The 412-nt window shown below is 32.0% G+C and carries 1 pseudogene; it reads left to right on the top strand.

Annotation, left to right across the window (positions count from 1 at the left end):
- Nucleotides 1-412: pseudogene (locus tag BTV99_RS13555) on the top strand (hypothetical protein); the annotation flags it as partial.

The raw sequence follows: 412 nt of genomic DNA, 5'->3' as shown, positions 1-412 counted from the left end.
AGCACAAAGTCCTGCAGGTGTTGCAAAAAAAGGTACTGGCTATAGAGTTAATCCTGAAAACGTATCAGGAGCAATAAAAATATCGAGACTAACTAACATCGCTTTTGAAGATAAATCAAGTCGAGAAGGACTTCAATATAATAAAACCTTTGAAGTATTTAAAAGACTTATTGCTCAAATAATTCATATTTTTGAACTTGATAGATCTTACATAGCTCAACATATGGATGAATATGACAAATTTGTCAATCAGGATTCTAGAAACAAAGAGGAAGCTGATAAGCTAGCTATTCAGATAATTAGAAGAAGTAGGGAAAAAAAGGATAATCAAGGTTCTAGTAACAATGAGAGTAGTGATCCTGAAATAGAAGTTTTAGCATATGCAGTCGAATCTAAAAATGAAGAGATAGAA

This window comes from Psychrobacter sp. Rd 27.2 (genome assembly GCF_001921755.1).
Classification (GTDB): Bacteria; Pseudomonadota; Gammaproteobacteria; order Pseudomonadales; family Moraxellaceae; genus Psychrobacter; species Psychrobacter celer.
Note: the sequence above shows the minus strand (reverse complement) of the source record. Positions and strands in the feature narration are given on the sequence as shown.